The organism is Methanoculleus sp. UBA413 (assembly GCF_002502935.1).
In the GTDB taxonomy this organism is placed as follows: domain Archaea; phylum Halobacteriota; class Methanomicrobia; order Methanomicrobiales; family Methanoculleaceae; genus Methanoculleus; species Methanoculleus bourgensis.
Map to the genome: position 1 here is coordinate 4497 of NZ_DAQR01000069.1, position 8270 is coordinate 12766.

10 protein-coding genes are annotated in these 8270 nt (G+C 58.8%); 9 read left to right on the forward strand and 1 reads right to left on the reverse strand.

All coding sequences use genetic code 11. The features are described from left to right. Positions 1-500 precede the first annotated feature (500 nt). Positions 501-1991, forward strand: a complete 1491-nt coding sequence (locus tag BP858_RS05380) for a potassium/proton antiporter (protein WP_281767699.1) — start codon at positions 501-503, stop codon at positions 1989-1991. Positions 1992-2699: 708 nt separating this feature from the next. Here BP858_RS05380 and BP858_RS05385 read toward each other — a convergent pair. Beyond that, complete coding sequence (locus BP858_RS05385; protein WP_281767700.1) at positions 2700-3470, reverse strand: DUF169 domain-containing protein; 771 nt, start codon at positions 3468-3470, stop codon at positions 2700-2702. 469 nt (positions 3471-3939) lie between these two features. Here BP858_RS05385 and BP858_RS05390 point away from each other — a divergent pair, with 469 nt between their 5' ends. The 8 genes from BP858_RS05390 to BP858_RS05425 form a co-directional block, all read left to right on the forward strand. Then, a complete protein-coding gene (locus BP858_RS05390; protein ID WP_286879040.1) occupies positions 3940-4386 on the forward strand; it encodes a hypothetical protein in 447 nt (148 codons plus the stop codon). Continuing rightward, a complete protein-coding gene (locus BP858_RS05395) occupies positions 4383-4991 on the forward strand; it encodes a DUF1673 family protein (protein ID WP_062264663.1) in 609 nt (202 codons plus the stop codon). Before BP858_RS05390 ends, BP858_RS05395 begins: the two co-directional genes overlap by 4 nt. Continuing rightward, complete coding sequence (locus BP858_RS05400) at positions 4988-5701, forward strand: DUF1673 family protein (RefSeq protein WP_286879041.1); 714 nt, start codon at positions 4988-4990, stop codon at positions 5699-5701. Before BP858_RS05395 ends, BP858_RS05400 begins: the two co-directional genes overlap by 4 nt. A 103-nt stretch (positions 5702-5804) precedes the next feature. Further along, positions 5805-6620, forward strand: coding sequence for an ABC transporter ATP-binding protein (locus BP858_RS05405; protein ID WP_074175672.1), 816 nt, complete (start codon positions 5805-5807; stop codon positions 6618-6620). A 72-nt stretch (positions 6621-6692) separates the two neighbouring features. Beyond that, positions 6693-6920: a hypothetical protein gene (locus BP858_RS05410; RefSeq protein ID WP_286879042.1), complete on the forward strand. Its 228-nt coding sequence runs from the start codon at positions 6693-6695 to the stop codon at positions 6918-6920. Between the two features lie 275 nt (positions 6921-7195). Next, a complete protein-coding gene (locus BP858_RS05415) occupies positions 7196-7495 on the forward strand; it encodes an ArsR/SmtB family transcription factor (RefSeq protein WP_286879043.1) in 300 nt (99 codons plus the stop codon). A gap of 4 nt (positions 7496-7499) precedes the next feature. Then, entirely contained in the window at positions 7500-7868 is a 369-nt protein-coding gene (locus tag BP858_RS05420) for a hypothetical protein (RefSeq protein WP_286879044.1), read from the forward strand. Further along, positions 7868-8270 (forward strand): hypothetical protein (locus BP858_RS05425; RefSeq protein WP_286879045.1); only part of this gene is annotated, 403 nt, incomplete at its 3' end. The genes BP858_RS05420 and BP858_RS05425, both read left to right, overlap by 1 nt.

Here is an 8270-nt window from a genome sequence, read left to right on the forward strand (position 1 = left end):
CGGGCGTGACCCGGGACTCGCGACCATCCGGAGCGAACAGGTCGGGCTCTCATCTCGTACTCCCTGACTGGGATCAGGACCGTTCTCCGAGGAGGATTGGCCGCAGACCAACCAGCAATGCCCATAATCGGCGCTTGTCTCCTGGATTGAGTGGTATCCTCGTGAATCTCCATACCAAACATTGGCGCCTATGGGGGCTCGCCCCGCACAACCCGGACCCGGAGCACGATGGAACTGAGCAGGGGAGCCTCCCAGTCGCCAACCCGGGGGTGTCTTCGTGGAACATTTAGTGAAATGCTCCAGTAGTGGACTATTTCACCTTATCTTGCGGGTTCTGAGGGTGAGGACGGCCGGTCCTGCCAGCCAGAAGATCGCCTTTCCGCCTCCTGACGGATGCGCCTGCTCTCCTGTAGTGAGGCAGTTAACGCCGGATGACGCCAGCTAAAAAACGGCGCGAAGGGTCAATATTAAGACTCTTTGGGCATGAGTTATAATAACAGATGGCGATTGCCCTTGAAATTATATTCCTCGGTATATCACTGCTTTTTCTAGTCAGTATCATCGCAAATAAGTTCTCAGAGAGACTCGGCGTCCCGGCGCTCCTCATCTTCCTCATCGTCGGGATGCTCGCAGGTTCCGAAGGCCCGGGCGGGATTCCATTCGATGAACCAGCAGTCGCCCAGATAATCGGGATCATTGCACTTGCCTACATCCTCTTCGCCGGCGGGTTCGACACCCGGTGGGACGAGGTCCGGCCCATCTTCTGGCCGGGTGTCGCCCTCTCGACCGTAGGGGTCGTCCTGACTGCGGTCTGTCTCGGTGCGTTTGCCAGCCTGGTCCTCGGTCTCTCCCCGCTCACCGGTTTTCTCCTGGGAGCGGTCGTCTCATCCACTGATGCGGCGGCGGTCTTCTCGGTCCTCCGGATGGCGCGAGCACGCCTGAAAGGAAACCTGCGGCCGTTCCTCGAGTTTGAGTCGGGGAGCAACGACCCCATGGCGGTCTTCCTCACCACCGGTGTCATCGCCCTGATCCTCACCCCCGGTGCATCGGTGCTCACGCTCGTCCCGATGTTCGTGCAGCAGATGGTCGTCGGAGGGCTTCTCGGTTACGGGATGGGAAAGGCCATCGTCTTCCTCATCAACCGCCTCAAACTTGAGTCAGAGGGGCTCTATCCGGTGCTCACCCTTGCCATGGTGCTGATGACCTACGGGCTGACCGCTACCTTTGGAGGCAACGGATTCATCGCCGTCTACGTCAGCGGTCTTGTGGTGGGCAACAGTATCGTCGTCTATAAAAAGAGCCTGATCCGGTTCCATGACGGGATTGCGTGGTTGATGCAGATCGTGATGTTCCTCGCACTCGGCCTGCTCGTCTTCCCCTCAGACCTCGTACCGGTGATCATCCCCGGGCTTCTCATCGCCTTCTTCCTGCTGCTGGTCGCCCGGCCGATTGCCGTCTTCATCACGCTTCTGCCCTGGAAGATGCCGCTGAACGAGAAGGCCCTGGTCTCCTGGGTGGGGCTCCGGGGGGCCGTCCCGATCATCCTCGCGACCTACCCGCTTGTTGCCGGGGTGCCGGACGCGGAGATGATCTTCAATGTCGTCTTCTTCATCGTCCTGGTCTCGGCGCTTGTCCACGGGACATCCATCCCCACGGTCGCCCGGTGGCTCGGCCTTGCCGCGCCTCTCCAGGAGAAGCGCAAGTTGTCCCGGGAGTTTGAGGTGGACCCCAATACCCCAAGTGAGCTCATCGAACTGACCATACCCCCTGACGCCTCGGCGGTCGGGCAGCAGGTCGTGGACCTCGGGTTGCCGGAAGGGGCGCTTATCATCCTCATGCAGAAGGAGAGCGAACGGTTTGTCCCGTCCGGCAGCACCGTCATCGAGGCCGGCGATACGCTCCTCCTCCTGACGACCGATGACCTGGTAGAGAGTGTCAGGGCCCGGTTCCTCGAGATCCGTGAAGGGAAGGATGCGGCTCACGCACCGTAGTGTATTATTTCATCTAATATTGTCCATGCAATATCCTCTCACGCGAAGGGCGCGAAGGGGTGTGGAGCGTATGGGGCAGAGCGAGCGGCTGTACGCAGGAAAACACCCCATTCCCCTGGATCTCACCCCATGCTGTGGACCGTGGTGGCTATCATCCTGGGGGGTGGGGGGCCGGGGGGGGCTCGCCCCCATAGGCGTTAACTTACCAGATGCGTGTAATGAATTCTCGTTGATACCGGCAAGTATCAGGCAATCGGCGAGTTCTCATCTATGCCCCAAGGCAATCCGTTTCCCATGAGATTCCCGTGATCACTATCGTTGTCAGAGGAGAAGGACTATTGCCGCACACCACCGGAATTGTGTGGCCGATATCCCGTCAAATCAGCCACATTTCACAGAATAGGGCATTATCCGCTCGAATTCTCATGGCTAAAGTTAGCGCATATGGGGCTCGCCCCCTCCCCGCACAAGGAAGCCATGCCCGGGGCACAAACAGAGCCGTGATCCCCCCGCCCACCAAACCAGGGCGGTTTTCATGGGAAATGTTAGCTGAAATGCTCCAGTAGTGGGGGCAGGCAGGTTCTGCCGGAACCCTATCCGGGAGACGAGTGGGCTCTCATCTCCGATAGGTCTCCGCTCGGGGAACGGGATGGAGATCTTGAGACCCTGCCCCTTTCCCGGAAAGACCGGCCGGGCAGGCTCTCGATCTCACGGGGTATTGAGCGTGTTGCTCCGGGCGATCTTCTTCATCACCTTCTCCCAGGTGCCCGTCGTGAGGAAACTCTCTTCCATGAAGCCTATGACCTTCTCAAACTTCTTCATGGGGAAGGCCATCGTCAGGACGTCTGAGGGGACGCAGGGCCGCGCGGAGGGGTCGAACATCCCGAGCACCGCCTTTGGGTCCTCCTTCTGCTGCTCAAGCCAGGGATAGTAGAAGATCGAACTGCACCCGGCGCCGAACGGAGAGATGACCCCGTTCGGGTCGGCCTGGTCGAAGTTTGCGAGCGTAAAGAGCCCGGAGAGCACTTCCGGCCGTGCGAAGAAGACCACGGCGTCCGGGTTGTCTGCGGCCGCGAGACGGTCCCAGCGTTTGAAGACGATGCTCTTTCCTTTCGTGGGTATCCGGACGGTCCCGCGGTCGAGTTCGTCCACGATCTCGGGCGTCTGTTTGTAGCGCTCTCCTTCAATAACGCCGGGCTTCCCGGTGGAGAGGAAGTAGCGGAAGTTGGGGAACCGTTCGGCATCATAGCCGAGGTAGAACCTCCCTCCGCGGCACCCGATCGAGTCTTCGTCGAAGATGAGGCTTGCTCCCCTCCGCACCCTCACGAGGTCGCAGACAAAACACTTCCGGCCTTTCGGGGCCGGGGCTTTCTCCGCTCCCTCAATGGGACCCCCGACCTCGAAGGTGATCGGGAGTTCTGTCCCCGGGAAGTACTTCTCATGGAGCCTGGTGTAGGCGTCACGCAGTGCTATGTCCATATGGCTCTATACTGGAACAACAGCAAATAAGGTTCTGGTTTTCCTGCAGGGACACGGCCGGGCGGTGGATGTTTGGGATGATGCCGGTGTCTCGCTGGATTGAAAGCCCGGTAACGAGCCCCTCCGTATTGCATGGACGAAGGCGACATTTGGGATAGACCCGACCTCTCTCTCCGCCCCTAGGCCCACCTGCAGGAGGCGGCGGCAGTGTATGGCGATATCCACCGGAAAGGGGTGTCCCGGAAGGTGAGAGCCCGGGCACCATTTTCCCCTGGTATCTTCCCATGCTGTGGACCGTGGTGGATATCGCCGTGGGGGGGAGGGGACCGGGAGGGTCTCCCCTCCCCGCAGGCGGCGGAACTCACAGAATCCCTCTCATCATCCCCCACCCCTCTCGCGCCTTGGATCGATGGGAGGAGCCCTGAGAGAGATCGTAAGGTATATATTGTCAACTTCTGATTATTGACACATGCCTCTCCCCCTGAACGACAGGCAGTTTGCGTTCTGGAGACTCCGGCGCGGCGGTCTCCCGAACATCCAGATCGCGGAGCGTTTCCGCATATCCCGCCAGGCGGTCTCGAAGGCGCTCATCACCATGGACCGGAAGGTCGAGGAGACGCTCCTCGATATGGCTCATGCCAACCAGATCGACGTCGAGCACCTGAACGCGGAGAAGGGGATCCTCTTCGGGCGCTCCGTCCCGTTCGATGCCGGCGCAATCGTCTTTGTCTCGGCACATCACGGGGTGCAGGTCTGGTACGAGCATGAGGGTGACTGCGGTGCATGCCCCCGGTATGCCCGGTGCATCGAGCTACTCTGGGACTACGCGGACGAACTGGGTATTGCGCTCACAAAGACTGATGACCCGACCCGGATGGCTGATGAACTCTTTGCGAAACTGAAGGAGCTCGTATGATGTCTCTTGTGGAGACAATACGGGCTTACCTGGGCTGGTGCCCGATGAAGGGGTCGATGAGGGTGGATCGTGCGGTGCAGCAGCTGGAGGTGGCTGCGGCACCGGGCGGGCGGGATGGGCCTCTCCGGACCGAGCCCGGATGGTGGAACCGCTACCACAACCAGCTGCTCATAACGGCGGCAACCTTCTCGGCGGTGGCAGCGGCGACTTTCATCCTGGTCGAGGATACGCTGGGGTATCCGGCTGTGTGGACGGGCCTTGCTATCGGGGCGGGAGGGGCCCTTGGCTTCCTGCTCGGTTACCGGAAGCAGTACGCAAGGATTGCCGCCGGCGAGTTCATCAGGGCCAACATGAGCCGGAGACTGCGCATAGCAAGGGACCTGAGCTGGCCGGTGGCCCTCATTCTTCTTGCCGTCTGTATGGCGTATTTCGTTCGGAGCGGCATGTTCGGCCAGATTCTCGGGTTCATGCTGGCCTTGAGCGTCATCGGCTGGATTTCGTACGCCGTTACGATCCTCTGGGAGCGGCGGCACCGCACAACCCTGATCGCGGAGAGGGGGTCGATGTATACCCTGGATATGGCAACGGGGGGTGAACGCGTATGATCCTGAAAGTCTCCGGGGCGATACGAAGGCTGATGGGCTGGTGCCCGAACGCGACAATGGCCGGCACCGGCCGGCGGTATGCCGCGCTGGATGGCAAGGTCGGGGCGGCGGGAGAGGGCAGCCGGGAGGTGATGACCGGGGTACTTGTGGATTATGTCAGTCCCAGGTTCATACTGCTGGCGCTGCTCGCCTTCGCCTGGTTCTTCATGCTCTTCGTGACATGCTTCCTGATACCCTCCTTACGCCCCGGGTTCTATACCCTCGCGAGCCTCTCGTTCATGACGTATGCCGCGATACATCTCTATCTTGATAGGAAACGCGCTGTAATAGAGCGCTTTGGGGATTCTGTCATCATCCACAGGCCGCATTTTCGGTCGCTCGTCCTGGAAGGGGATTCGTTCAGGTCGATCGAGGTGAAAAAGACATATCTTCCCGTGCCCCGCTGGGCGTTTGCGCTGCTCATGCTTCTCATGATTGCGGCGATATTCTTTGGCATGGTGCAGGGCGGCCGCGTCGTCGACCCCAATTTCGCCTTTCAGGTTCTCTTTGCGGTCGGCCTTGTGGTGTTTCTGTTTGCGAGACTCTATCGCGCCTTTGTCAATCTGCAGTATCCCGGCTACCTCAGGATAGCGCTGGAGTCCGGCGGGTACCTCCACCTCTATTCGGGCGACCCGGACAGTCTTGCCGTGCTGCTCGGGGCTCCACGATGAGGTCATACCTTTTGAACTAGCGATCTAATATACATCGTGGCGAATTCGATGAACCTCTATACCGGATACATTCTCATGAACGCCATCCGACGGAGCAACCGGAATGACAGATACTAACGCCGATGCTCAAAAGTCCTCCCCGCCCCTGCTCGAGTTCCGGAACGTCAGCGTCGTCAGGGACGGGAGAACGCTCCTTGACGCCGTATCGCTCACCGTCCGCGAGGGGGAGCATATCGCCATCCTCGGGCCGAACGGTGCGGGGAAGTCATCGCTCGTCAGGACGATCACCAGGGAGTACTACCCCTCCTCTCCGGGCCCGGACGTCGTCTTCAGGTTCCGGGGGCAGGAGACGTGGGATGCCTTCGACCTCCGCTCCCACCTCGGCGTCGTCTCCAGCGACCTCCAGCAGACCTTCACCCGCGGGATATCGGGCCGTGAGGTCGTGCTCTCGGGATTCTTCTCAAGCATCGGGCTCTTCACCCATGAGGTGACTCCTGCGATGGAGCGAAAGACCGACGAGATCCTCGAGTTCCTCGAGGTCGCTCATCTCGCGGACCGCCCGATGACGGGGATCTCCTCGGGCGAGGCGCAGAGGCTCCTTATCGGGAGGGCGCTGGTCCACGACCCGGGCACCCTCCTCCTCGACGAACCTACAACCAGCCTTGACCTGCACGCGCTCCACACCTTCCGAACGACCCTCAGGAAGATTGCACGCTCAGGCACCGGTGTCATCCTCGTGACCCATAACCTCCACGACATCATCCCTGAGATCTCTCGCGTCATCCTGATGAGAGACGGCACCATCTGGCGGGACGGCCCGAAGGCTGAGGTGCTGACCAATGATGCCATCGGGAGACTCTTCGCGGTCCCGGTGCACGTGATGGAGGAAGGCGGCTACTACTACGCGACAGGTTACTGAGCGTATTACGACATCTTCATTTGCGGGGCGGGGGAATCGGGACGGGATCCCCTCATCTCCTCCTCCCGGAATTTGCCGTTCCTGAAGACCATCGCGGAAACCGTCGAACGTGAGTACTATGACCTGGAGACGCCGCGGCGCCACTATCCCGTCGTGGTGATGCTCAAGCTTCTGGTCATCAGGTGTTTTCGCGGCTTCTCCTATGCCCGCACCACCCAGCTCCTCACCCCGGAGATTCCTCTGCTACATCCAGAAATGCTCCACCACTTTGAGAGGCATCGTCTTAGGTGGACGGTCTGAACCGGATCATGACACTGGTCGGTACCGCGCTCGCGCACTGGCGCGATGACGAGCGGACCGGCATCATCGATTCCACTCCGCTAGAGAGATCGTAGTATGACCGGTATGCCCTGTTTCACCCCCACCAGATCTAGATAGATAGAGCGCACATCTTCCATCCGCGCAGGTATTCGCCGGGAACTGGTGCTGATGCCGCGCACCTTCCGACACTCTATGTCCTCTTGGGAACGGATCGAAAATGCTATATCGTGCAAAAATATATTTGCACCTGTAAAATGATTACAGCCAGCAACATCACCGAGTTCTCGAAACTCCTTGCATTCCTCGGAAATGAACAAAGGCTCAGGATTCTCAGATCGATTGCAGAAGAAGAGAAGTATGCGCGCGAGATCTCGGAAGAACTCTCAATCTCCCGGTCGCTTGTCAACATCTACCTCAAACAGTTAGAGAAGAAGGGCCTCGTCACCGGAATCAGCAGAGTGACAGACGATCCCCCCCTGATGAGGAGGTATTACCGCGCCGTTCCCTTCGAACTGGTTGTAAGCCTGGATGAGATTAAAAAAATTGAGGAGTAATGATATGGATTATTCGAAAGTACGCGAATTTAACTGGTTGACCTGGACAGTGATCGGACTCCTGATACTGCTGCTTGTCAGTCTTGCCATAGCAGTTGTCTATCCTCTGGATATAGGAGGTAATGTTGTGGGGACCATGGCAGGGCTGTTGTGGTATGTCTTTCTGCTCGCCTTCATATGGATCGTGGCCTGTATCATCGGAGGCGGCCTGAAGAACTGGCTGGAGAAGTACCTCGACGCCCTGGTAATGCATAAGAGCAAAGAGGTGGATACCGGTGCAAAATTAGCCGTATTGAACGGGCATATTGAAGAGATTGAAGAGAAGATCGACCGGATCGAGAACGTTCTGGCGAAGGTTTCCGAGGGGGAATAATGCCAATAGATCCCAGACTAAACCGGGACAGAGACTGGTTCATCTTGACAGCGATCGCGATCACGGTGTGGTTGGTCCTGAGCATCCTTGTATCTCTGGCAAACCCCGTTTTTGCACGTTCGATCTGGCCGGCATTATTTATTGTCTTCATCCTCGCATACGGCTACCTTGCCATCTGCAATTTCATAAACCGTGCGAAGGAATGGAGCGAACACTATCTCGATACCCTCCTGGATCCGCAAATGCGCAGAAAGGAGAGAGAAGATCTGGAGATACAGGCAATGGTCGAACTGGTCGGGAAGATGGGAAAACGGGTGGACCGCATCGAGGCAATGCTGACGATGGATGAAGACGGCGGGCCGGAGATCAACGTGCCTTCTTGTACGTCTACGAATTCGCCCC

Excerpts from the sequence above, each read along its gene's own strand:
- BP858_RS05380 (WP_281767699.1), top strand. The coding sequence starts at position 501 with ATGGCGATTGCCCTTGAAATTATATTCCTCGGTATATCACTGCTTTTT.
- BP858_RS05385 (WP_281767700.1), bottom strand. The coding sequence starts at position 3,470 with ATGGACATAGCACTGCGTGACGCCTACACCAGGCTCCATGAGAAGTAC.
- BP858_RS05390 (WP_286879040.1), top strand. The coding sequence starts at position 3,940 with ATGCCTCTCCCCCTGAACGACAGGCAGTTTGCGTTCTGGAGACTCCGG.
- BP858_RS05395 (WP_062264663.1), top strand. The coding sequence starts at position 4,383 with ATGATGTCTCTTGTGGAGACAATACGGGCTTACCTGGGCTGGTGCCCG.
- BP858_RS05400 (WP_286879041.1), top strand. The coding sequence starts at position 4,988 with ATGATCCTGAAAGTCTCCGGGGCGATACGAAGGCTGATGGGCTGGTGC.
- BP858_RS05405 (WP_074175672.1), top strand. The coding sequence starts at position 5,805 with ATGACAGATACTAACGCCGATGCTCAAAAGTCCTCCCCGCCCCTGCTC.
- BP858_RS05415 (WP_286879043.1), top strand. The coding sequence starts at position 7,196 with ATGATTACAGCCAGCAACATCACCGAGTTCTCGAAACTCCTTGCATTC.
- BP858_RS05420 (WP_286879044.1), top strand. The coding sequence starts at position 7,500 with ATGGATTATTCGAAAGTACGCGAATTTAACTGGTTGACCTGGACAGTG.